Genomic DNA, 23,852 nt, shown 5'->3' with positions numbered 1-23,852 from the left:
CTGGTATATGTTTCATTAACAGCGGCTAGTCCAATAGCTGCAGTTGCTGGATTTGTAAGTGCAGGTTTAAATATCGTCTAATTCGTTACACTATTTAGTTGAAATTTAAACATTGATTTGTATACAGTCCTTCCTCATTTTATTAGGAAGGACTGTATTTTTTTGGGGAAGAAGTAATCAATCAAAAATTCACTCAAAAAAAATTGTGATTTATGATTTACACTTTATAGCTTCTGGAATAAGTTATATCGTTAAAAATTCCTCATAAGCAAAAAAAGATGAATTCTGTTAAAAATAGAATTCATCCATTAACCTATACTAGTCGAGTAAATGGTTTATCGTGATTAGTGAAATTTCATTTCTCAAATTAGAAATATACTATTTGTTTTTATTACAGTTACATCCTTTTTTCTTTACATAGCCTTGATCGGCTAAATCTCTTTGCGATTGGGAATTGGAAGATTGAGAATTCGAAGACTGAGAGGATGCTGATGAACTACTATTTTTATTATGAGAGTAGTTTTTTCGGTAGTTATAATTACTCATAGTACTATCACCTCCAATTAAATATATAAATATTATATGTATGTACTCTATTAATTGTTACGATAAAAAATAGGAATAGAGATATACAATAAAAAATCTCCTGCGTATTTTCCGAGGAGATAAATAATTACCTTTTTATGATATAAATTAATATCCCCAGTAAAGAGGGAAATAATATGAATCTTGGTAATATAAATTTTGTTGTGCATTAGGAGGCTGAATTGTAGGGTTTATCGTGCCGCGGTTCTGATTACAGTTTGCTGGAGGACCAATTACTGTAGTGGAGTGAATAGGGGATATCGCTTGTTTCCATTGTTGTTCATCGAGACAGTAAGTATGAGCCATCATATTAGCGGGGGTTAACCTTAAAATATCAGAACCAAAAATAACTTCTGGGGTTGGGGCATCGAAAATAGCTAATAAATGAGTACCATCTGCTGTAGCAATTTCATAATGCCACCACGCTTGTGGAATGTTGGCAACTTGCCCTGGTTTTATCGGTAAGTTTAATATTTGGTTTGTAAAAGGATTAAGTAAGGAAACAACAGCAGATCCTGAAATACAGTAAACAAGTTCAGCTGCATTTTGATGAATATGTGGCTCTACAACATTTCCTGTACTTAAATAGATATCTAATAAAGAAGTATTTTCTAAAGTATTTAATTGTTTTATGCCAAGTACGTTTATATAATTTTGGGCATCTTTCTTAAAAAAATTACTTTTATTTAAATCATGGGTGAAATTGGTTGAGGGGGAAGTGTAGTCGATATTAGAAGTCATTTGTATTACCCGCCTTTCTTATATTTTCATGCAATTTGAATTTAGGATATGAGTCTAGTTATTGAAATGTGAAAGCGTTGCTGCCCTTGGTTTGTAAAGTGATAAAAATGTTCATTTGAATGCACTATAATTACAAGAGTTTCATTGCGAAAAAAGGTGCTATTTATTACAATTAATGTAAAAGATAGCGCTTTTTTAATTTGGAGTACAAGGGGAGTGCAGAAAATGAACCATACTATTTTAAAAGAGTTGGAAGTTGAATTAAAAAATTACTTTCAACCGTTTTTGAATGCACCTGCAACAATAGAAGAAATTCAATATGCCGAAAGTGAAATGAGAATTGCGTTTCCAGATGAATTACGTAATCTTTATCTTGCACATAACGGTGAGGATAAATCAGGACCAGGGTTGTTTTTTGGTTTGCCATTTCTCTCGTTAGATGAAGTTTTGGATGAGTGGAGAATGTGGAAAAAAATTGAAGAGGATGATTTTTTTAATTTTGATGCATTTTCAATACCAACAGAATATATTAAGGAAAGATATGTGAATCAAAATTGGATACCTATTAGTAAAGATTATGGCGGTAACAATTTAGGAATAGATGTTGATCCGGATGAAAAGGGGAAAGTGGGACAAGTTATTAATTTTGGACGAGATGAAGAAGTGAAATATGTAATTGCAAATAGAATTTCAGATTTGTTACTATTTATTTTACAAACGCTAAAAAATAAAAATTTCACCATTCATCAAGAGGAAGATTATTTATATTGGAGTTATGGTGCTAATGATAATATACATTTTTTAGACACTTTATTTAATATTGAATTACCTGTTTTACAGCCCCAATTTATATTTCAATCTGAAAATAACGTTAATGATTGGTACGATAGTTTAGATGAGAATTGGAGATATATAGTGGGTGCATCTGAACGAGCAGACAGGTTTATTAGAGAGAAGAGATTATATTTAGGTGGAAAAGGGTTAGTAGATATTAGTCCATTACAAATGTGTACAGAAGTGAGAGAACTAATTTTATCCGGAAATGAAATTCGAGATTTAGCAGGATTAGAACGAATGAATTCTTTAAAGAAGTTATATTTAGTTAATAATCCGGTTCAAGATTTAACGCCAATCATACATCTAAAACATTTACAAGAAATGAATATAAAGAATACGAAGATAAATAATTTATCGGAACTTGTAGAAATATCATCATTAAAAAAATTAAATATTACACATACTAGTATTCAAGATTTTTCGTTGCTACCGCAGTTTCAAAAATTAGAATCGCTTTCTGTACATATTTCAAATCGTGAGCAGCTCTATGCGATTTCGAAAGTAGATAATTTAAAGCATTTATATATTTTAGGTTTAGAGAATGTTAGTGAATTGGATTTGCTTGTTTTGCAAAATTTAAATAAGTTAATCACAATTGAATTTGAAAATAGCATCATTGCTAATTTAAATTGTTTTCAACACAATGCGTCAATTCAAAATATAAAATTGACAGATACAAAGGTAAAGGATGGAGCGGCATTAGGTAAAATGAATGGGCTAAAGGAATTAGAATTAGATGGCGCAACAATTGATAACCTTGAAACGATTTGTTGTTCGCATTCATTAGAAATATTTACAGGAACGTTTGAACAATTTTTTATGTTAAAAGACTCGTTTGATAGAAATATAGATTTTTCAAAAATAATTGGAGGAATGAGTGAAGAAGAAAGTGAAATTTGGCACCAGCATGTAATTGAATAGAAAATAACATTATTATGTAAATAAGTTTGTTTGTAGAAGGTGTAACTGTTTGACAGTTGATACTGCAATAAAGTGGTTAGGTGAAATAAATTATGTGTAACTGAATGTCACATCCCCCCTTAATCGTTCGTCTTGTATGTAGAACATATAAGGAGGGATTTTATTATGAAAAATTTTGATGTAGCAATTGTTGGTGGTGGGCTTGCTGGATTAACAGCATCTATATATTTAGCGAAAGCTGGAAGGAAAGTTATTGTATTAGAAAAGTCCAGTCACTTCGGCGGTCGAGGGATGACTATAAATAAAAACGGCATTTGTATGAATCTTGGTGCACATGCTTTATATAGAGGTGGAGAAGCGTTTATAACTTTTAATGAACTAGGAGTAAATCTTCCAGGTGGAATCCCATCTACAAAAGCACATGGAATATGGAAAGGGGATATTTATACCATTCCAACAGATTTTCGCTCTATTTTATCAACACCGTTACTTTCATGGTCTGCAAAAGTACAATTCGCTCGTCTTATGATTCATTTAGGAAACTTAGATGTAGGAAAAGTTCCGAAAATAAGCCTAACTACATGGGCAGAAAATGAAATTAAAGATCCAATGGTTCGAAATATATTTTATGCATTATGCCGAACAACAACATATACGTATGCTCCTACAATACAATTAGCATCTTCTGTACTAAAGCAAATACAGCTTTCTATGAAAGAAGGAGTACTTTATGTAGATGGTGGTTGGGAGACGATAATAACAAATTTAAGAGGAATAGCGAATACTAGTGGTGTGCAATTTCTGGCTAAAAAGCATGTTTTGAAAATAGAGCATTGTGAAGGGAAAAAAAGAATACAATGTTTTGACGATGAAGTATTTGAAGCAGGTGCAGTCATTGTAACAACTCCACCGAAAGAGGCTTGTAAAATTATAAAAGGTGCAGAAGGAACAAGTTTGCAAAAATGGTGTGAACAATCTATACAAATGACTGTGGCAGCATTAGATATTGGTTTAAAACAATTACCGAATCCTTTACATCATTTTGCATTGGGATTAGATCAACCTATATTTTTCACGAATCAATCGAGAGCAGCTAAATTAAGTGAAGATGGATCAATTGTAGTGAGTCTAATTAAATACCATAACCCTGTACTAGAACTGAATGATATTCAAGAAGAGAAAGAACAGTTAGAAAATATGATGGAATTGTTACATCCGAATTGGAAAAGAGAAGTTGTTGCACAGCAATATTTACCGAAAATAACGGTAGTATATGATTTTCCTCATATTGACCGTGTTGAAAAACCAGGCCCTAACATACCTGGAATGCCAGGTGTTTATGTTGCAGGAGATTGGGCTGGGCATGATGAAATATTAGCTGATGCTGCGGTGGCAAGCGGAAAACGTGCAGCGTTACACATATTAAAGCAATCCGAAAGTGAGGCAGTTCATCATGGAAACGGAGCAATTATATGAAACGTATCAATCATTATTATTTTCGTTAGCATATAGAATCCTTGGGAGTGTTATGGATGCTGAAGATATCGTCCATGACGTATTTATATCACTTAATAATATGGAGGACGTTCAAACTATAGAAAATATGAGAGCCTATTTATGTAAAATGGTAACAAATCGCTCAATTGACAAATTACGTTCGGCAGCACATAAACGGAACGTATATGTCGGAATGTGGTTGCCAGAGCCATTTGTGGAAGAGGTTGATGATCCATCAGAGTCATTTGTAATGAAAGAATCAATTTCTACGGCATATTTATTACTTTTACAACAATTGTCTGAGGTAGAGAGAGCTGTTTTCATATTAAGAGAGGTTTTCAGTTATGAATACGAAGAAATCGCTTCAATTGTAGATAAGAGTAGTGCGAACTGCCGAAAAATCTTTCAACGTGCAAGGAAAAGTATTTTGGATAAGCCGAAGCAGTCAACATTAAGTACGAAGAAGATGGCTGCCTATGTGGAGAAATTTGTATCATCTTTGCAGTGTGGGGATGCGCAAGGCATGTTAGAAGTATTAAAAACAGATGCAATATTAAAAGCTGATGGTGGTGGTAAAGCTACAACTGCAATCCATCCAATCTATTCTGCAGATAGAATTATACGTTTATTCTTTGGAATTGGGAAGAAGTTCCCGGAAGAGTACAATGTTGATTATAAGATGGTAAATGGAGGCCCAGGTGTTATTGTTAAAGTAAATAATAAAGTGACTTATGTGCTTTCATTTACATTTGAGAATGAGAAAATCTCAAACATTTATATGATGGTTAATCCTGAAAAACTTATGCACTTAAATGTAACGGTATAAAAAAAGACGCATTTCTTTTAATCTGTACCCTTTGTAAAGGACATTTTGAAAAAAGTTAGGCAACACCAAGAAGATGATTTCTGTATCCAACAGGAGTCATCTTTTTTAAATTCCATTGATATCTATAGTGATTATAGTACGTCATATATTTCTTAATCTCTTGTTTCAACTCAGTAAAAGACTCGCAAGGTTTTATATGTGCTTCATCTTTCAGATGACCAAAAAATGATTCTTGTGGAGCGTTATCCCAACAGTTCCCTCTTCTTGACATAGATTGTCCGAGCTTTAGCTTTTTGACTAATTTTTGGTAGGTAGGGCTTGTGTAGTGGGCTCCTTGATCTGAATGAATATATGCGCCTTCAGTCAATGGAATCCTCTTATTCCGTTTTAGTTTATGAAGAGTTGTTGTTACGAGGTCTAATGTCATCTGTTCTGAAACATGGTAAGCTAAAATTTCATTGGTTGAGCCATCTAAAATTGTAGATAAATAAGCTCTTTTATTCTTACCGTAAATTAAATAAGTGATATCTGTAAGAAGCGTTTTTCCTGGGATATTTTGTTTAAATTCTCGATTTAATTGATTCGGCACTACTCGATGTTCTTTTGAAGCTTTCAGCATTCTTTTATAAGGATTTGCTTTCCGAATCGGACAGACAATCTCATATTTTTTCATGATTCTACGGATACGCTTTAAATTGTAGACAACTTGAAAATGACCCACCAATGTCATTTTTATTTGACGAGCCCCTTTCTTTCGATTTCTAAATCGAAGTGCTTTTAATATGATTTCTTTCACGATTTCATCTTGATTGTTCTTTTGTTTCCGTTGTTCTTGAGATGAAATGGAAAAATAATTATAGTATCCCGAACGGGATACACCAGCTACTTTACACAAATAACTCACCATATTTCTTAAGTTATATTTTATGATAACAGAACGAATCAGGATATATTTCTGACTAGGTGATAACGTTATTTCCTTCTCATCCTCCCTTCCATAAGTTTGATCTTTTTTAACAATTCATTTTCTGCCTTTAGTAAGTTCCGTTCGGCTTCTAAACGAGCATACTTCTCTTCTAACGTAAGCTCTCTCTCAAGAGTTCTTCCCGCGTTTTCGGTGCGTGTATCTCGCAAACCAAATACACCATTTTTTCTGTAAGCAGCACGCCATCTACTTCCTGATGACATAATTCGTTTCATTCCAATTATATCTATATCAAAACCACATTCTTCAAAAATATTTCGAGGTAGTTTTCCTTTCTCATTTTCCTCAATAAAAATACGCTTAAATTCATCTGTATAAGTGATACCTTTCTGACTTACAGATTTTATGTAGGGGTTATTTGATAGAATTTGAATGTCTCTTTCCGTAAATAGCTTTTTTGTCATTTTGAACTTTCTCCGATCCCAATTTTCTCTCATTATACAAGAAATACCCTATAGAATAGACTTTTTTTCAGTGTCTATTCTATAGGGTACATTTTATTTAGAAGTGCGTCTTTTTTTTATTTCTCTAACATTTCAAGAGGTACATCTTTTTCGCCTGCTACCTCAAATTTAATTTCCCCATCTTCTTCATAAATACGTGAAATAATCGGTATAGTAATCATTAATTTTTTATGCTGTTTTCGTTTTCGAGCAGCATCTAAGCTAATCACGTTCATTGTAAACATCCTTTCTTCTAGAAATATATAAACAAAAGAAAATGCGTCCGGAAAGGGCGCTTAATTGAATTTGAAATACCGATTCATTTAATTGGGGTTTATATGATTTAACAACTGCAATTGAATTAAAAATAGTATGAATGGAATAATTGCACGTAGAAATTAACTTTACCAAAAAAGGAAACAATATGCTATAAAAAAATTCAAATCTTTGTCATATAACGAGAAAAAGGATTTCGTTTCGCATATAATGAAAGTAGACGGGCAGCAAGAGCTTTTTCATCATATTGCTTGGAAAGGCGATGAAAAGAATGGATACGTTAGATTCATTATTATTTCAACTTGAACAATATGGAGAAGAGCATGATCGAAACAAAAAAACACGGGAAGAAAAATTACGGAATATTTCTCGTGAGATGGGGCAATTTTTATCAATTTTAGTAAAAGGGTGTAGCGCAAAAAGCATTTTAGAAATTGGAACTTCTAATGGTTATTCTACATTGTGGTTAGCTAGCGCGGTAGAAGAAACAAATGGAAATGTAACAACTGTAGAGCTTTCTTCAGAGCGGGTTGGAGAGGCACTTGTTAATTTTGAAAAGGCAAACCTAATACAAAGGATTGATGTTCATAATCAAGAAGCAGGGGCATTTTTAGATGCGCAACTAGATCATTCATTTGATTTTATTTTCCTAGATTCAGAGCGTACGCAATACATGTGGTGGCTTGAGCATATAAAACGCATTTTACAACCAAAGGGTATTCTTGTTGTTGATAATGCAACTTCTCATGCAAGTGAATTAGCCGAGTTTAGAAAAATGATGGAAGAAGATGAAATGTTTGAAACGGTGTTATTGGCATTTCAAAATGGAGCATTCGTAGTGCGCAAGAAGAAATAGACTTGAGCGTAATATAATTATCACATTGAAAAAGGGTGTATGTCAAAAGATTGAGTACAGTGGGATAGGAAGAACATCCTTTATAAACGTAACATACGAAGAATCCGCCTTCAGCATGTTGTTCTCTAGGTCTTAAGTCTGAGGAAAATTATGTTGATTACAGGTATACTTATAGTAAGAAACAGGGAATGACTGCATAAACAGGCATTTCTAAATAAATCGATTTCAAGCAATCAGAATGAATATGAAATACGATATAATAGATGAAATATAGTGCATATAAATTCGCACATATAAATAAAGGAGCGATTTTGTTGACTGAACTCGAGAAAAAAGAACCTGTATCGATTGTGAAAGATAATAATGTAGAAATAGTGGTTGATACAGTTATAAAAGATCAAGAATTAGAGGAACTGAATAAAGAAGCTGATCTTTATGTACAAAAGTTAAATAGCGAGCAAAATACAGATTTATCAAAAGTATTGTCTCAGCTAGGAGATTTAGGGGATAAAGAGCAACAAGCAGCAGGACAAACGTTGTCAGCATTAAAACGTCCTGTCACAGCAATGATGAATGGAAAGAACGAAGAAATTCCAAATACATTGTTAGAATTACGAAAAGTGGTATCAGAGCTTGATCCGAATTCACTAAAAGCAAGTGGTATGAAGAAAATTATGTTTAAAGTATTCAAGAAAAATCCACTTGAAACATACGTGCACAAATACCAATCTATAGATAAGCAAATTGAGGAGATTATAAGATCCCTTTTAATTGGTCGTGACAACTTACAAGAAGATACAGTTGGTCTTGAAATGCTTAAAGAGCAATCGCACGATAAAATTCACGCGCTTGATAAGCAAGTATACTTAGGGAAAAAACTTGCAGGCATGCTGGAAGCTGAGAAACAAAATCCAGAACGTCAAAGAGATATTCCATTAATTAACGATGCATTAGAAAAGATTTTAGTGCGTACGCGTAATATGCAGCAAGCGAAAAGTGTTTTATTACAATCTATCGCATCTGTAGACATTATTAAGAAAAATAATGAAAAGTTAACGGAGGCAATTCGTAATGCAATTACGATGACGCAAAACGTTGTAACAGTTTCTGCTGCTATCCAGCTAGCATTAACAAATCAGCGTAAAACAATTGATGCAGTGAATGCGACAAATGAAGCAATTGAATCAATGGTATTAAGCAATTCTCAAGCATTAAAACAAAATACAGAAGAAACAACAAAACTGCTTGAAAATCCTGCAATTAGCATGGATAAATTACGCGAGTCATTCCAAAACGTATTCGCTGCAATTGAAGCTTCTGAGAAATCGTCAGAACGTATTATCGAGTCAAGTAAGAAGTTTGTTATTGAACTAGACACATTTAATGATGAAATGAAACAAAAACTCATTCAGCGCCCAAGAAAATAGCAGACTTTTAGAGGAGGTGAAAAAATGAGTTTCATTCAAACCGTATTAGTACTATTAGGTACATTGCTTTTAATCGCATTTACTGTCGTTGTATTAGTTGTATATTTCGGACGTAAACTGTATTTTTCATGGACGAAGCCATATAAAAGAGCACACGATTCTTTAGATAAGTTATCGAATAAATCATTACCGTTTCTACAAGAATTTACACAACACCCTCTCTTTTATCGTTGGATTCGTACAGAAGGAAAGAAAGAACAACTTACATTAAACACTCTTTTCTGTGCATCGGGTCAACGTACGAGAGAGCAAGTATTCTCGATGTTACCGAAAGAAAAACAGAAAAAAGTACATGTAATGGCAAAAACAACGAAAAAGCTTACTAATGAAGATATTGATGTAGCGGCGATGAAAGTAAAAGATTTTTTAAGACAAGAAACGCAGCAAACTGTAAAACCGACAGATTTATCGTTTTATAAATTGTATTTTTATGATCGATATCCAGATGCATTAAATACAATTCAAGCGTATAAACGCTCAATAAATCCTTCATTACAACGAACGGTTGATGATATTACAATTTCAGTATTAAATGCTTTGCCGTATTATCAGGAGCAGCGTATGTTCGAACAACAACATAAACTTGAAACGTTCTTAATGAAAGATTTAACAGCTATGCTGTCGTTAGTCGTACAATTACCACCTTCACAACGACCAGAAAAAGAAGAAGAACTAAAAATCTACTTGCAAAATTTCAAAAAAGAAATGGAAGTAGTAGAACGAGATATTCGTGACTCAATTGATCACGATTTGAATGTGAAGATGAGAGCAGCGACTGAAAAGTTTAAAAATAAATAAATGAAAAGCGCCTTAAAGCTATCGTTTTTAGCTTTTAAGGCGCTTTTTTATGAGATGTTATTTTGCTTTAACGGTTGTATGACTAGATGCAACACTTTCATTATGCAATCGATCAATTGCAGTTACTACATACGTATACGTTTCTCCAGAAATAGCTGTTTTATCTACATAAATTTCTCCAAGTTTTGTTTTTCTTACAGTAGTAAGTAAATTTTTTGGATTTTGTATATCCACTTCATTTTTTCCATTCACTCGGTAAATGGCGTAATAAGCAGAGTCATTCTCTCTATCATCAATGATACCGACAGCAATACCTTCATCTCTTGGAATGGCTCCTTTTAAAGTCGGTTGTTTTGGTGGTTCATGATCAAGCCAAGGCATAGGCGGGATTAATGCAGGATGTTTATATACGTCTTTTGCGAGTCTATCTTTAACTCCTAGTGGATTGTTATTAATATCTTTTAAGCTGAAATGCATACTACCTTTTATCTCAGGGGATAACCGGTTTAATGTAATTTGTCTTGGATATTCTTCAGGATCAGACCAAGCGGGGATAGAATTATTATTAATTTTATAGGCCGCCTGACCGATGTATAAGTGAATCGGTTTATTAGTTGTTTCTTTTACCCACCAATCTACTAATATGTCATATGCAGCTGGTGTGAAACCAATATTCCAATATATTTGCGGTGTAATGTAATCAATGTAACCTTTTTGTATCCATTCACGTGTATCAGCATAAAGATCATCATAGTTTCTTTGACCTGCAGTTGTGTTAGAGCCAGTTGGATCGTCAGCTATATTTCGCCATACGCCGAAAGGACTAATGCCAAACTTTACATATGATTTTTCTTGTTTTATAGCAGTATTTAAACCTCTTACAAGTTCATTTACATTGTCACGGCGCCAATCCTCTATATTTGTAAATTTACCGTTATTATATGTTTCGTACGTTTTTTGATCGGGGAATTGTTCACCCGCTACTTTATATGGATAAAAATAATCATCCATATGCAGTGCGTCAATATCGTAATTTTGTACAATTTCTAAAACACCTTCAGTTATAAATTTTTTCACTGCTGGAATGCCAGGGTTGTAATATAACTTCCCGCCATAAGGTACAACCCAATCAGGATGTTGTCTTGCAGGGTGATTATTTGATAATCGATTTATATCAGTGTGATTCATCGTTATTCGGTATGGGTTAATCCATGCGTGGAATTCTATATTTCTTTTATGTGCTTCTTCAATCATAAATGCTAGTGGGTCGTAATCAGGATCTTTTCCTTGTGTACCTGTAAGGTATTCAGACCAAGGACCGTAATTGGAAGGGTAAAAAGCATCAGCGGTTGGTTTTATTTGTACAACAACTGCATTCATACCGGTATTTTTTACATCGTCTAATAATCTAATAAACTCTTGTTTTTGATTTTCGATAGGTAAGCCAGTTTTTGAGGGCCAATCAATATTAAGAACAGATGCAACCCATACAGCACGTAATTCATGTTTTTTGTACGTAGTATTTACTTCAGCATAAGTAGAGTAAGGGGAAATGAAAGAGAAAGGAATAAAAAAGATGACGATACAACATATCATTAACAAACGTTTAACGATCATTTATACGCCTCCCTATTTTATCGTTAACTAATATAATATCCGAGGAGAGGTTGTTCTTACAATTGAGAAAAATGAATATTGAAACATTAATTTAATAGGAAAAATATTTTTATTGAAATTTACTTTCATCATAACTAAATTCTTTCACTTCTTCATATGCTTGTTAGTAAAGTGAAACTTCCTTTCATTCGAAGGGGGATAAATTATAAGTATAGGAGGATTAATAAATGAAGGTTTTATTTGTTTGTTCTGGAGGGATGTCCAGTGCAATTGTTGTAAACGCTTTAAAAAAAGAGGCGGAGAAAAAAGGGGTAAACATGGAAGTGCATGCGATTGGAACAAATGAGGTGGAAGAAGAAGTGAAGAATGGCTGGGATGTTGTAATGGTTGCACCTCAAGTAAGACATCGATTTGATTCAGTTAAAAAATTTGCAGAAGAGGTATCTATCCCGTGCGGTATTATACCGCCGCAAGCATACACGCCGCTTGGCGGACCGACTTTATTAAAAACTGTAAATGATTTAATTAGTTAGGGGGAAGCGTTATGAATAAGTTTGTCACGTTTCTTGATAAAAATTTATCTGGACCGATGGCAAGGCTTTCTGAACAGAGGCATTTACAAGCAATCCGTGATGGAGTTATTTCTGCATTACCATTTATTATTGTAGGAAGTTTCTTTTTAATCGTAGCATTTCCACCGTTACCGAAAGATAGTTTCATATCAGTTTGGGCATTAAAAAATCAAACGAGTATATTAATACCATATCGTTTAACAATGTTTATTATGTCTTTATATATAGCATTTGGAATAGGATATAATTTAGCGAAAAGTTATAAGCTAGATGCTTTATCAGGGGCACAGCTTGCAGTATGTTCATTACTATTAACATTAACGCCTGAATTAATTGATAAAAAAGGATTTATGCTTCCGATGACAAATCTCGGAGGTCATGGACTATTCGTGACGATGATTGTTTCTATTTTATCAGTGGAGATTTTAAGGTTTTGTAAGAAGAAAAACGTAACGATCAAAATGCCAGAGCAAGTACCACCATCAGTAGCGCGTTCGTTTGAAGCACTTATACCTGCGGCTTTCGTTATTATTATTATGAGTCTTATTACTGTCGTTTTTAAAGTGGATGTACATTACGTTGTAGATAAATTAGCAGCACCGTTAGTTAAAGCTGGTGATAGTTACTTTGGTGTTATTATACCTGTATTTTTAATTACATTTTTCTGGTCTTTCGGGATACACGGTGTATCCGTTGTAGGTACTGTAGCAAGGCCGCTTTGGGATGTGTATTTAGGGAAGAACGGTGAAGCTGTAGCAAGTGGTGCAAGTCATTTTCCATTCATTGCACCAGAGCCGTTTTATCAATGGTTTATTTGGATTGGTGGTTCAGGAGCAACGTTAGGACTTGTGTTAGCTATGATTGTATTTGGACGATCAAAATATTCGAAAGCACTATCGAGAACTTGTATAGTGCCTGGTATTTTTAATATTAATGAACCAGTTATATTCGGTTTACCAATTGTCCTGAATCCAATCTTAATTATTCCTTTCGTTATTACACCGCTAGTAACAGCTACTATAGCTTATTCTGCAACTGCAATGGGATTTGTAACGCCAACGCATATTATGCCGCCTTGGACACTACCAGCTCCAATTGGTGCGTACTTAGCTACAGGAGGAGATTGGCGTGCAGTTGTATTAGTGTTAATAAATATAGCAATATCATTCCTTATTTATCTACCATTCTTTAAAATGTACGACAAAAATATGCTTGAAATTGAAAAGAATGGAGACGGAGAATCTGTTAATTCGTAAGCTCCATACTCTATTTATGAGTGATAGGCATTCTGTCTATCACTTCTTTTACATGAAGTTCAGAGAGGGTGAATTAGGATGAATATAAAATTTAGTTATAAAGGGGTATTTTTATTACTATTTGGAGTAATATGTTCGAATTTTCTTTTTGTACCTTTATTAAAAATGCTACATCTATCACAAATGCATAGTATATGGCTCGTTACAAGCATTGCGGCAAGTATTTTACTTACTATAGTTGTTTCTTTTATTGATGGATCGTTTGTATCAAAAGCTCAGTTGTTTTTTAGATTTATATTATTTTCAATCGGTTGTACGTTTGTAACTTACATGATTGTTTTTTAATAAAGAGGAGGTTATGCATGTTATGTATGTTGCAGGGGTAATGTCTGGTACTTCGTTAGACGGTATAGATGTAGCACTCGTTCATATAGAAGGAAGCGGTGTGGGTTCTAAAGTTGAACTCATCCATTTTACTACTGTGCCATTTAGTAATGATATAAAAAATGAGATCCAGCAGGCATTATCAATAGAAAATTCAAATGTACAACTTATATGCAGTTTAAATTTCAAACTCGGTTTATGCTTCGCCGATGCTGTAAAGGAAGTTTGTAAAGAGGCCAATTTTCCTTTGGGACAATTAGATTTAATTGGTTCTCACGGACAAACGATTTATCATCAGCCACAGCAAGATGGTAGTATGATTCCTTCCACATTGCAAATTGGAGAACCAGCAGTTATAGCATATGAAACGAAAACGACGGTTATCTCTAATTTTCGAACGATGGATATGGCAGCAGGGGGACAAGGTGCACCACTTGTACCATATTCAGAGATTATTTTGTATCGCCACCAAACTAAAAATAGACTACTACAAAATATTGGCGGAATCGGTAATGTTACCGTTATACCAAGTAAACTAAGTGAGAAGAGCGTTATAGCTTTTGATACTGGTTCAGGGAATATGATAATGGATGAAGTATGTCAAAGATTATTTCAGTTGCCATATGATCAAAATGGTAAGATTGCAAAACAGGGTGTAGTTGTAGAAGAGGTTTTGACATATTGTATGAACCATCCATTTTTGAAAATGAGTCCACCGAAATCAACTGGTAGAGAACAGTTTGGAGAAGAATTTGTCAGTGAGTTATTGAAGCGGTTTGAAAAGCATAGTAAAGAAAATATATTGACGACTGTCACAATGTTTACAGCAAGTTCAATTGTTCATCAGTATAAGGAGTTTATTTTGCCGTATTATGAAATCGATGAGGTAATTCTAGGTGGTGGCGGAAGTTATAATGATACACTTGTAGAAATGATACGTTATGGATTGAAAGAAGAAAAATGTGCATTATTCCTTCAAGAAGATATAGGCTATTCTTCAGAAGCGAAGGAAGCAATCGCCTTTGCCATTTTAGCAAATGAAACGTATCATCGTAATCCGAGTAATGTCCCGAGCGCAACTGGTGCTAAGCAATCTGTAGTTTTAGGGAACATAACATTCCCTCTAATTTCAAGAGAATGAGGCGAACGCATGAAGTATATGATTGGAGTAGACGGCGGCGGAACGAAGACAGAAGCAATTGCATTTGATAAAGACGGAAACGAACTTGTAAGAGCTACAAGTGGCTTTGGAAATATATTAATAGATTTTGAAGAAGCTCTTGTGCATATTATGGAAGCAATCGATGAATGCCAGAATGGGTTATTAAATGAGCATTGCGTTTGTATTTGTTTGGGATTAGCGGGTGTAAGTGGAGCAAATACGAATGAGTTAACATTACGTTTAAAAAAGAAGTATGGAACACCAATTGGAGTTTTTAATGACGCAATGATTGCACATGCAGCTACTTTAAAAGGGAAAGATGGAATTTTAACAATTGGCGGTACAGGCGCGATTTGTATTGGAAAGATAGGAGAAGTGTATGAGTATAGCGGTGGATGGGGACATATTTTAGGAGATGAAGGAAGTGGGTATTGGATTGCGTTACAAGGTTTAAAGAGAATGGCAAATCAATTTGATCAAGGGGTTACACTTTGCCCATTAAGCATAAGGATTCAAGATGAGTTTCAACTTTTGACGTCGTCTCATATAAAAAGACTAGTTTATAGTTCTTCAAAAGATAAAGTGGCAGCAATTGCACCATCCGTTATTGGGGAAGCTAGAAATGGGAATGATGATGCACATGAAATCATTTTACAAGCGGCTAAGGAATTAACGAGAATTACGGTGAATATTTACAATAAAATGCAGTTTGATGTAACAACTTCAATTGCAGTAAGTGGCAGCATACTGCGTTTCGTACCTGAAATATATGCTGAATTTAAGAAATGCTGCGAGAAAAGTATGGGAGAAGTTATATTTGTATCACCATCAGAACTAGCAGTGAAAGGAACCTATTACTTAATGAAGAATTTATATTTTAATAAATAGCGGTATGAGAATTTTTGTATGATTTGTAAAAATATGATGTTAAAATGTATAAAGGGATGTAAAGTAAGAAAAGTACAATATACATAGTCATTGAATATTGTATAAGTACTCCCATGTAGAAAGTGAATGATTACATGATTAATAGTATACAATTTTTGTATTTGGTGGTTTCTTATTTATTTGGAAACATATTGACCGCTTATATAGTGACGAAATGGAAACATAATGTTGATATTCGGCAGGAAGGAAGCGGCAATCCTGGCGCAAGAAATATGGGGCGCGTATATGGAAAAGGTTATTTCGTCGCTACATTTTTAGGTGATGCGATCAAAGGGGCAATCGTAGTTTCTATTGCAAAATACCTTTTTGAAGATTCTACATTTGTAATGTTAGCTTTACTGGCTGTTTTACTTGGACATATTTACCCGATTGCATTTAAAGGCAAGGGTGGAAAAGGGATTTCAACATTTATTGGAGGATTAATTGCATTTGATTATTTGATAGCGCTTACCCTTATTGCTGTTTTCATTATATTTTATTTAATCTTTAAAGGATTTACTAAGCCAGGACTAATTACAATCGCTTGTTTACCAGTGTGCATGATTTTGTATTCTTACTCTATTGTTACGACTATTTTAAGTGCACTTATCATTGTACTTATTTTATATGTAAATCGAGAATGAAATGAACTTTTTATAAGTGGAGTTAATCTCCACTTATAATTTTTATTAAATACATAAAGGAGAGAAGGCATGGGGTTAATTTATAAAGTTGCTGATCAAGCTTGGGAATTTGAAAGTATACATAAGTTGAATTATAAAACATTTGTAGAAGAAATTCCGCAACATGAAGAAACGAAAGAGCGTGTTCGTATAGATCGTTTCCATGAAGAAAATACATATTTAATTTGTTTAGATGACGATAAGTTAGTAGGTATGGTTACATTGCGAGGAAAACGACCATTCTCGTTAGACAATAAAATTCCAAATCTAGATTATTATTTGCAAGAACATGGAGAAAACGTATATGAAATTCGTTTACTTTCAGTAGAACGTGAATATAGAAATGGAAGAGCGTTGTTAGGTTTAATTCGCTTTTTACATCGTTATTTGCTTCTAAATGGATATGAATTGGCACTCATTTCTGCTACAACACGTGAACTACCTTTATATGAGCAAATGGGATTCAAATCTTTCCATACGTTAGTTGGTACAGAAGCAGCAGCCTTCCAGCCAATGTATGTTACCCCTGCTATGTTTGAAGCATCGAGTGTTGGGGGAATTATGACGAAAGAATATACGTTTTTACCTGGTCCAGTAGATATTGAAGAAAATGTTCGAAAGGCATTTTCTACTAAGCCTATTTCGCATCGTTCTAAGTTATTTCAAGTGACGATGGACAATGTGAAAAAACGGTTACTTCACATGACAAAAGCAAAGCATGTACAACTTATGTTAGGAACAGGGACGTTAGCAAATGATGCTATTGCTTTACAGTTACGTTCTTTAAAAGGGAAAGGACTAGTATTAACAAATGGGGAATTTGGTAATAGATTAGTTGGACATGCATCACGCGCGCAATTACATTTTGATACGTATAAAAAAGAAATGGGAGAACCGTTTATTTATACCGAATTAGAAAAAATAATGGGAACTGGCAATTATGAATGGCTTTGGTTTGTTCACCATGAAACATCAACCGGAATGTTAAATGATTTAGACGAGCTAAATGTTTTAAGTAAAAAGTATAATGTGAAGCTATGTGTAGATTGTATCAGTTCGATTGGAGCAATACCGATAGACTTGAAGGATGTATATTTTGCAAGCGGTGTTAGCGGAAAGGCAATTAAATCGTTTACTGGATTATCTTTCGTTTTTTATAATCATAATGTGAAAGTAAACGAGACATTACCGGCCTATATGGACGTTGGTATGTACGAAGAAAATGAAAGTATTCCATATTCTCATTCATGGAATTTAATTTATGCACTGCAAGAAGCATTAAAGAGATTTGAAGATGCAAAAGCATTTGAAAAAATAAACGAGACGTATGCATATATTGAACAAGCTATTACCAATATGGGTTTAAATCTTGTTTCACCTAAAGAACATGCCGCGCCAATTATAGTTACCATTCAATTAAATGAAAATCAGTCTTCTAAGGTGATTGGCGATGCGTTAGCGTTACAAGGATACATTGTTCATTATGAGTCATCGTATTTACAAAAGAATAATTGGATTCAAATTGCATGTTTAAATGATTATAAAGAACGCGATACGAAGAGGATGTTAAATTGTTTGCAAATGTGTGTATTACAGAGTGGGATACATATATAAAGACTTTTTCTTAATATAGATGGTTTCGTATAAAGGAGTTGCTACATACGAAAACTTAGGAATAGACCATTGGAAGAGGTGTTAGTATGATAACTAAAAAACTACCGTTACATATAGACGATATTAAAAAAGCCCAAACCATTTTAGACAGAAATGCTCGTAAAACGCCACTAGTAAAATCTTTTTATTTGACTAGTAAAACAGGCGGAGAAATTCACTTGAAATTAGAAAATATGCAATTAACGGGTTCTTTTAAATTTCGTGGTGCGTTTAATAAAATGTCACAGTTGACAGATCAAGAAAAAGAAAGAGGAGTAATTGCTTGTTCCGCTGGTAATCATGCGCAAGGAATTGCTTTATCTGCTCATTTACTTGGTATTAAGAGTAAAATTGTGATGCCAATTTCTGCCCCTCAGGCGAAAGTTGAAGCAACTAGAGGATATGGATCAGAAGTGATTTTATACGGTGAAACTTTTGATGATGCGAAGGCAAAATGTGAGGAGATAATAAGGGAAACAGGTGAAACATATTTACATCCATATGATGATGTAGAGGTAATGGCTGGTCAAGGTACAATTGGTTTGGACATTCTTGATGATATGTGGGATGTTGATACTGTCATTGTACCGATTGGTGGAGGTGGCATTATTTCTGGTATTGCAGTTGCATTAAAATCTTTTAATCCATCCATTAATATAATTGGTGTCCAAGCAAAAAATGTTCATGGGATGAAGGCATCTTATGACAAAGGTACGATTGTAGAACATTATGAGGCACCTACTATAGCAGATGGTTGCGCAGTTAAAATACCAGGCGATTTAACTTTTGAAGTAGTAAAAGAATTAGTAGATGATATTGTAACTGTATCAGAAGGTGAATTAGAAGTAGCGATGAAAGACTTATTACAACGTGGTAAAGCTGTTGTAGAAGGGGCTGGCGCATTAGCTACTGCTGCTCTACTTGCAGGGAAAGTGGATCCATATATTAAAGGGAAAAAGGTAGTCGCGGTTATATCTGGTGGGAACGTAGACTTGCAGCGCATTTCCAGTGTTTGTGAGCAATTTTTTGTAGCTAATGAAGTGAAATGAAATAGTACATTTAAACATTGTGTAATGAAAAAGGAGCTAAGTGAAATTATATTAGCTCCTCTTTCGTTATGTTTGTACGGAAGCAAATAATGACTCCATTTTTACTTTGCTCTTCTCTCGAATTTCAGCGTCCGCATGGCGCATTACAAATTTATGCGCTATAGCAATTGCTAAAACATCATCTAATAAACCAATCCCAATAATAGCAGCTATATCTGGAATGAAGTCGATTGTTAATACGTAATAGGATAAAGCGGCTAATATTATAAATTTCGCTTTAGTAGGTAACCCTTTTTTTCTCATTGTGTAGTATAAAATAATACTTTCATAAACACTAGATTTCCCGAGGTTTGCTGAGCTTTTTTTGAATTTTTTCCAAAGTGTCTGTTTCTCCATATAAACACTCCTTTTACAAAAACATAGATTTTTTAAAAGGATAGACAAAAAAGTGAAGGAATAATCAATTTTATTATTTATCTTATTGTATATTTCCATAAAAATAAGGAATTACCTGTTCAAAATAATAGAATGTTGGTTATGTAACGACTTACAGTGTTTTGTTACATAAGTATGTACAGTAAAATGTATGTGGAGGATTTATTTATTATTAAAAATTGAATACCGGGTATGGGGGAAGAAAAATGAAGATAAAAGAACTACCAATTGAATTCGAATATAACGGGGGAAAACAATGTATTTATCCGAGCTTACTTATATTAAACAAGGAATTAACTTTAGTAGATACAGGTTATATAAACTTTTTACCTTTAATTGAAGATGCAATTGTAAAACATGGGTATGAGATGAAAAACTTAAAAAATATAATTATTACTCATTATGATGACGATCATATAGGATCTTTATATGATTTCAAAGTGAAATATCCTTACATTAATATTATTGCTAGTGAAATAGAATCCAACTACATTAATGGTGAAATAAAATCGGAGAGACTAGTTCAAGCTGAAGAAATGTTAGAACATATGCCAATTGAAGAGAAAGAATTTGGTGAATGGTTTATACAACAGTTAAAAAATATAAGACATATTTCCGTCGATGAAAAAGTAAGTGATGGTCAAATGATTTTAAATGATGAATGTCAAATAGTAGCGACCCCAGGACATACTTCGGGGCATATTTCATTATATTTTCCGGACTTAGAATGTGTAATTACAGGGGATGCGGCAGTTCAAGATAATTGTGAATTAGTAATAGCTAATCCGAATTTTTGTTTAAATATAGAAAAAGCGGAAGAATCTTTAAAGAGAATAAAAAACCTTAAAGCAGCAACGTATTATTGTTATCATGGAGGAAAACTCATTATATAAAATATATAAAAAAACCGATCTTTCTTATATTGAAAACCGTCCTTCTGAAAGATAAGTTCGTATGCTAAATCAAAATGAGGATTATATACTGCCTTTATATTATGTTTTAAAATGTAAAATTTAGTTCCCTTATGTACATATTGATCTAATTTATGTTGAACTGGTGAAACAGTGATTTTAAAAATCCCATTACTATCTTTATTGTAGTATCGTAGTTCTAAGTAATCGTTATAGATGTACCCTTGAAATTCATGAATTTCGAACGGGAATTTTGTAGGAGTAAGTATATGTTCCTTACACTTCATTTCATATTCTTTTACAATAGTAGCTTCTTTCATAAATGGATTCGTTCCATCATAAATTTGATTAATTTGAGATATTTTATTGTTTTTTGTTATTATTTCTAAAATGTAACCGATAGTAAATTCGCCATCAGTTTCTTTGAAATAGGAAATAAGAATTGTAGTATCTTCTTTTGGAGACGGTACTATTTTAATTTCATGAATATGTTTATCTGTTTGGAAAGTAGGTAGTTCAATCCCTTCTGTTACATATGACCTCATTAATTTTTTATCTTTTTCGGCAAGAAGACTCCATCTGATTTGTGTTACGGGTGAAACCCAACAATTCAGGTGGAGATGAATTGCTGTCAGAAGGTAGGCTGAACTCTTTTGTTTCGTTCATAACAATGTTCCCGGGGCAAATATTTGTTTCTTTTTTTTTTACGATATAATCTGCCCTTAGATAAGGAGGGAATATATCGTAAGACAACGAAATTGGATAATAATCATCATTTGGTTACTCGAGCCAAAAGAAATAATTTTAATGAACTCTCTAAGAAAGGTGGTGAAAACAATGGCTAGAAAGAAAGCAGTGAAAGTATTACGTAAACAAAAGAAAAGAGAAACCATGCAACGATTCACGCAGAAACAGAATATCGGGCGAGCTTGTCTCACAGCTAAAGAATTTCGCATACTGCAACGCATGTCGCATAGTTCAAAAGCATTGCGAAATGTTGGATTGTACACGATTAAACAAAGTTATTTGAACGATAATAAAATGGCTACTGTAAAAGAAGTCGACACTGCCATGCAAGTCGATATGAATTATTGGGGCATTCAATCAAACTCTGTGCAGGCTATTCGTAGAACTTTATTTACAGAAGTAAAAAGCTTTTTTAAAGCATGGGAACAGTGGAAGAAAAATCCTGAGAAGTTCACAGGTCGTCCTAAGTTTCCTAATTATTCTGGTCCAACTGACAAACGAATCATTGAAATCTATCAAGTGCCAAAAGTGGATGAGAACGGATATTGGATGATTCCGATGAGTGTGGCATTTAGAAAAAAATTCGGTTCCATTAAAATACGTATGCCTAAAAATGTAAGAAATAAAAAAATCTCCTACATTGAGATTGTACCGAAGCAAAAAGGTCGGTTCTTTGAGGTGCATTACACATATGAAATGCACGCTTCTCAAATGAAGAAACAATCCACGACTACGAGTAACGCTTTGAGTTGCGATTTAGGCGTAGACAGATTAGTAAGTTGCGTAACCAATACAGGTGATGCATTTTTAATTGATGGAAAAAAATTAAAATCCATAAACCAATATTTCAACAAAATGATATGTAATCTCCAGCAGAAGAATATGGAAAACGGAATTTCAAAACGAGTTGTAACGAATCAAATGGCTGCACTTTGGCATAAACGAGAACGACAAATAAATGGTTACATTTCACAAACTGTAGGTCTGTTGTTTAAAAAAGTGAAAGCATTTGGCATAGATACGGTTGTCGTAGGGTATAACGTTGGTTGGAAACAAAAATCTGATATGGGGAAAAAGAATAACCAAAAGTTTGTTCAAATCCCGTTTCATAAACTGATTGCGGCAATTGAGAATAAATGTATAAAAGAAGGTATCCGATTTTTAAAACAAGAAGAAAGCTATACTTCAAAAGCTAGTTTTCTTGATAAAGATCCGGTTCCTGTTTGGTCTAAGGATGATAGGACGCATTATCGCTTTAGTGGCAAACGAATCACGCGTGGTCTGTACCAAAGTAAAGCAGGAACATGTATCCACGCTGATATTAATGGTGCGCTGAATACATTGAAAAAATCAAGAGTTGTAGAATTAGATGACAATCTCAAAGTGAAAACGCCGATTCTATTAGAAGTACAAAAACGTAAGGCTGTTGCTTCGCGCATAGCTTAGTGGGTGCGTCAACCATCCATGTGTACTCGACTTGTCGGGGCTTGTAGCACACGCCGGAGTCATCTGAGTGGTGGCTTCTTTCCATAAGGAAGAACCGCTCTTTTTCGAAAGGGTGGTGCAAGTGGGAAAACAATCGTTTGTTGCCAGTACCAACCAAAAACATACTTGGGGTGTTACCGTAAGGTGGCATGAATGCTAGAGCGTCAAACTGTCTAGCGATAGACGAAAAGACCTAGCGTTCAAACTCAAGCCCCCACTGAAACGCGGTATCTCAGTGGGGGTAGTTGACCATTTTTGAGTAAAGCTTGTTTGAATTCACTTATTACATTTGTTTGAGATTTTGCCATAATAATTGAGGGCGATTGAAAATATAGTAAGAAAAATATGCAAAATGTGTTTATGAATGTAGTTGTCAATTTCATCACCCTTTAACTATGTTTCCGTAACATTGAAATATATATGTATAAGAGGGGAGAAGATGAGCTTATTATTTGATCTAATAATGGATATAATTATATTTTATCCAAGAAATGATATGAAATTAAAACATCATATTGCAAAATTAAGCGAATTTGAGTGGTTTCGAAAGTTACACGAAGATACAAGGTATACAAGATTAATTTGGAGTAATAGAAAAATTAAAAAGTTCATTTTGTCTACTACTAACATGGAAGCATTAATAAAATCAGAGAAAAAACAAAAAGAATTTATCCAACTAGTACACGATGAATATAAAAAATAAGATAAGAATTTTTTTA

General features: G+C 33.8%; 22 protein-coding genes and 1 pseudogene. 17 read left to right on the top strand and 6 right to left on the bottom strand.

Going from position 1 to position 23,852, the window contains the following annotated elements:
• Positions 1-693: 693 nt before the first annotated feature.
• The gene (locus QCI46_RS15365; RefSeq protein WP_353840761.1) at positions 694-1,326 is read right to left on the bottom strand and encodes a cupin domain-containing protein; all 633 of its coding nucleotides are present in this window, start codon (positions 1,324-1,326) and stop codon (positions 694-696) included.
• 225 nt (positions 1,327-1,551) lie between these two features.
• On the opposite strand from QCI46_RS15365, the gene QCI46_RS15360 reads away from it, so the two are divergent.
• The 3 genes from QCI46_RS15360 (at position 1,552) to QCI46_RS15350 (ending at position 5,407) form a co-directional block, all read left to right on the top strand.
• Positions 1,552-3,084 (top strand): SMI1/KNR4 family protein, encoded by a 1,533-nt coding sequence (locus QCI46_RS15360; protein WP_353840760.1) that lies wholly within the window; start codon positions 1,552-1,554, stop codon positions 3,082-3,084.
• Between the two features lie 165 nt (positions 3,085-3,249).
• Positions 3,250-4,560: a phytoene desaturase family protein gene (locus tag QCI46_RS15355; protein WP_353840759.1), complete on the top strand. Its 1,311-nt coding sequence runs from the start codon at positions 3,250-3,252 to the stop codon at positions 4,558-4,560.
• A complete protein-coding gene (locus QCI46_RS15350) occupies positions 4,538-5,407 on the top strand; it encodes a sigma-70 family RNA polymerase sigma factor (protein ID WP_353840758.1) in 870 nt (289 codons plus the stop codon). The genes QCI46_RS15355 and QCI46_RS15350 overlap by 23 nt, the downstream gene beginning before the upstream one ends.
• A gap of 55 nt (positions 5,408-5,462) precedes the next feature.
• Here QCI46_RS15350 and QCI46_RS15345 read toward each other — a convergent pair.
• Positions 5,463-6,796, bottom strand: a protein-coding gene (locus QCI46_RS15345; protein WP_353840072.1) for an IS3 family transposase whose coding sequence is annotated in 2 segments (ribosomal slippage) — positions 5,463-6,409 and positions 6,409-6,796 — 1,335 coding nt in all. Because the reading frame shifts where the segments join, the coding sequence is not laid out codon by codon here.
• A 116-nt stretch (positions 6,797-6,912) separates the two neighbouring features.
• Positions 6,913-7,071 (bottom strand): hypothetical protein, encoded by a 159-nt coding sequence (locus QCI46_RS15340; RefSeq protein ID WP_001100983.1) that lies wholly within the window; start codon positions 7,069-7,071, stop codon positions 6,913-6,915.
• Between the two features lie 302 nt (positions 7,072-7,373).
• On the opposite strand from QCI46_RS15340, the gene QCI46_RS15335 reads away from it, so the two are divergent.
• The 3 genes from QCI46_RS15335 to QCI46_RS15325 all read left to right on the top strand — a co-directional run bounded on the left by QCI46_RS15335 (position 7,374) and on the right by QCI46_RS15325 (position 10,252).
• A complete protein-coding gene (locus QCI46_RS15335; protein ID WP_353840757.1) occupies positions 7,374-7,967 on the top strand; it encodes an O-methyltransferase in 594 nt (197 codons plus the stop codon).
• Positions 7,968-8,281: 314 nt separating this feature from the next.
• Positions 8,282-9,394, top strand: coding sequence for a toxic anion resistance protein (locus QCI46_RS15330; protein WP_353840756.1), 1,113 nt, complete (start codon positions 8,282-8,284; stop codon positions 9,392-9,394).
• Positions 9,395-9,418: 24 nt separating this feature from the next.
• The gene (locus QCI46_RS15325; protein WP_353840755.1) at positions 9,419-10,252 is read left to right on the top strand and encodes a DUF3974 domain-containing protein; all 834 of its coding nucleotides are present in this window, start codon (positions 9,419-9,421) and stop codon (positions 10,250-10,252) included.
• 57 nt (positions 10,253-10,309) lie between these two features.
• Here the strand turns inward: QCI46_RS15325 and QCI46_RS15320 are convergent, their stop codons facing one another.
• Entirely contained in the window at positions 10,310-11,869 is a 1,560-nt protein-coding gene (locus tag QCI46_RS15320; protein WP_353840754.1) for a glycoside hydrolase family 10-like protein, read from the bottom strand.
• A gap of 227 nt (positions 11,870-12,096) precedes the next feature.
• On the opposite strand from QCI46_RS15320, the gene QCI46_RS15315 reads away from it, so the two are divergent.
• The 8 genes from QCI46_RS15315 to tdcB all read left to right on the top strand — a co-directional run bounded on the left by QCI46_RS15315 (position 12,097) and on the right by tdcB (position 19,555).
• Complete coding sequence (locus tag QCI46_RS15315; protein ID WP_097840994.1) at positions 12,097-12,402, top strand: PTS sugar transporter subunit IIB; 306 nt, start codon at positions 12,097-12,099, stop codon at positions 12,400-12,402.
• Between the two features lie 11 nt (positions 12,403-12,413).
• Positions 12,414-13,697, top strand: a complete 1,284-nt coding sequence (locus QCI46_RS15310) for a PTS sugar transporter subunit IIC (RefSeq protein ID WP_048524829.1) — start codon at positions 12,414-12,416, stop codon at positions 13,695-13,697.
• 78 nt (positions 13,698-13,775) lie between these two features.
• Positions 13,776-14,042, top strand: coding sequence for a hypothetical protein (locus tag QCI46_RS15305; RefSeq protein ID WP_048524830.1), 267 nt, complete (start codon positions 13,776-13,778; stop codon positions 14,040-14,042).
• A gap of 13 nt (positions 14,043-14,055) precedes the next feature.
• Positions 14,056-15,222 carry an anhydro-N-acetylmuramic acid kinase AnmK gene (anmK, locus tag QCI46_RS15300; protein ID WP_353840753.1) on the top strand — a complete coding sequence of 389 codons (1,167 nt, stop codon included), beginning with the start codon at positions 14,056-14,058 and terminating at the stop codon, positions 15,220-15,222.
• Between the two features lie 9 nt (positions 15,223-15,231).
• Entirely contained in the window at positions 15,232-16,131 is a 900-nt protein-coding gene (locus QCI46_RS15295) for a BadF/BadG/BcrA/BcrD ATPase family protein (RefSeq protein WP_353840752.1), read from the top strand.
• A 134-nt stretch (positions 16,132-16,265) separates the two neighbouring features.
• Positions 16,266-16,814, top strand: a complete 549-nt coding sequence (gene plsY / locus QCI46_RS15290) for a glycerol-3-phosphate 1-O-acyltransferase PlsY (RefSeq protein WP_353840751.1) — start codon at positions 16,266-16,268, stop codon at positions 16,812-16,814.
• Positions 16,815-16,883: 69 nt separating this feature from the next.
• Entirely contained in the window at positions 16,884-18,467 is a 1,584-nt protein-coding gene (locus QCI46_RS15285) for an aminotransferase class V-fold PLP-dependent enzyme (protein WP_353840750.1), read from the top strand.
• Between the two features lie 86 nt (positions 18,468-18,553).
• Positions 18,554-19,555: a bifunctional threonine ammonia-lyase/L-serine ammonia-lyase TdcB gene (tdcB, locus tag QCI46_RS15280; RefSeq protein ID WP_353840749.1), complete on the top strand. Its 1,002-nt coding sequence runs from the start codon at positions 18,554-18,556 to the stop codon at positions 19,553-19,555.
• A 66-nt stretch (positions 19,556-19,621) separates the two neighbouring features.
• On the opposite strand, the gene QCI46_RS15275 is transcribed toward tdcB, so the two are convergent.
• On the bottom strand, positions 19,622-19,951 hold the full coding sequence (locus QCI46_RS15275) for a YkvA family protein (RefSeq protein ID WP_353840748.1): 330 nt from the start codon (positions 19,949-19,951) through the stop codon (positions 19,622-19,624).
• Positions 19,952-20,196: 245 nt separating this feature from the next.
• Here QCI46_RS15275 and QCI46_RS15270 point away from each other — a divergent pair, with 245 nt between their 5' ends.
• Positions 20,197-20,883, top strand: a complete 687-nt coding sequence (locus QCI46_RS15270) for an MBL fold metallo-hydrolase (protein WP_353840747.1) — start codon at positions 20,197-20,199, stop codon at positions 20,881-20,883.
• A gap of 23 nt (positions 20,884-20,906) precedes the next feature.
• Here the strand turns inward: QCI46_RS15270 and QCI46_RS15265 are convergent.
• Positions 20,907-21,527: pseudogene (locus QCI46_RS15265) on the bottom strand (hypothetical protein); the annotation flags it as partial.
• Between the two features lie 211 nt (positions 21,528-21,738).
• Here QCI46_RS15265 and QCI46_RS15260 point away from each other — a divergent pair.
• Entirely contained in the window at positions 21,739-23,094 is a 1,356-nt protein-coding gene (locus tag QCI46_RS15260; RefSeq protein WP_353840746.1) for an RNA-guided endonuclease TnpB family protein, read from the top strand.
• Positions 23,095-23,572: 478 nt separating this feature from the next.
• Positions 23,573-23,836: a hypothetical protein gene (locus QCI46_RS15255; protein WP_353840745.1), complete on the top strand. Its 264-nt coding sequence runs from the start codon at positions 23,573-23,575 to the stop codon at positions 23,834-23,836.
• Positions 23,837-23,852: the final 16 nt, after the last annotated feature.

The sequence above is a fragment of the Bacillus cereus group sp. RP32 genome (genome assembly GCF_040459735.1).
GTDB lineage: Bacteria > Bacillota > Bacilli > Bacillales > Bacillaceae_G > Bacillus_A > Bacillus_A wiedmannii.
The sequence above is the reverse complement of the archived record's forward strand: the minus strand, read 5'-3'. Positions and strand labels throughout refer to the sequence as shown.